This is a genomic window from Paractinoplanes durhamensis (assembly GCF_016862175.1).
Classification (GTDB): domain Bacteria; phylum Actinomycetota; class Actinomycetes; order Mycobacteriales; family Micromonosporaceae; genus Actinoplanes; species Actinoplanes durhamensis.
Genome location: NZ_BOML01000131.1, coordinates 1 through 1,025, shown reverse-complemented (window position 1 = coordinate 1,025; position 1,025 = coordinate 1). Strand labels below are relative to the sequence as shown.

Annotated in this window: 1 protein-coding gene; it reads right to left on the bottom strand. The window is 65.3% G+C overall.

What is annotated here, in order from left to right:
* Positions 1-44 precede the first annotated feature (44 nt).
* Positions 45-869 carry a transposase family protein gene (locus Adu01nite_RS47435; protein WP_203736002.1) on the bottom strand — a complete coding sequence of 275 codons (825 nt, stop codon included), beginning with the start codon at positions 867-869 and terminating at the stop codon, positions 45-47.
* Positions 870-1,025: the final 156 nt, after the last annotated feature.

The following is a 1,025-nucleotide window of genomic DNA, read 5'->3' as shown; positions in this document are numbered from 1 at the left end:
GAGGCTTTCCGAGTAACGGCCGTTGACGTCAAGTAGTGGTTTGGTCAGGTGGTGCGGTCGTGCTCGATGTGCAGGATCACGAGGGCGGCGGCGGTGATCCGGCCGATGCTCCAGGGGCAGAGGCTGATGTTACGCAGGGCTTTGAATGTGGTCTTGAGCAGTGAGTTGCCGCGTTCGCCGATGGCGCGGACGGCGTTGTGGGCGCGGTTGAACTGCTGCTGCATCTCGGTGCAGGCCGCGTTCTTCGGTTTCTTGTAGGCGACCGTGATCGTGGACTGCTCGCCTTCGTAGCCCAGATCGCCGAGGACTCGCAGGTCGTCGTCGGTCCAGGCGGTCAGCAGGGGCAGGATCTCGCCGTGTTCGCGCAGGGCGGTGGTGTCGTGTTCGCGGCCGGGTCGTACCGGTGAGGTCCACAGCGGCCAGCCGTCCGGGGCGGTGATGACCTGGATGTTCCCGCCGTGGTTGTCGTGTTTGCCGGACCACCACAAGTCCACTCCGGGTGTTGGTCCGGGGGTGCGGCATCGGTCGGTCTCGATCAGGGTGCCGTCGATGTTGACGTGGGCGTAGCCGGCCATCTTCGCCGCCAGCAGCACCGAGTGCAGGCTCGGCGCGCTGGCGGCGAGCACTCTGATGCCCTCGTGCAGGTAGGCGTACCCGGTCGAGCGGCTGACCTGGTTGTCAGCGGCGAGTTGGACGATCCGGGTGCCGTCCAGTAGCCAGCGCAGCACCAGGATCGCTTGTTTGAAGCAGCCCAGCGACCGTGTCCCGGCCCTGGTCCCGAGCCGACGCCGCTCGGTGTGCAGAAGCCCGGAGAGGAACAACACGGTCTCCTCGCGTACGGGCAGGACAGCGGCGTATGTGACACTCATGGTGCGCAGGACCCCTACTGAAGTTGATCTGTGGAAGGACCACTTCATACCGGGGTTCTGCGCTTTTTCGTTGCACCGCAACAGGTCCGGGCGTGTCCACACTCGACAGCGAGGACCGCTACCTACAGTCTCCGGGCCGTTACCCGGAAAGGCTCA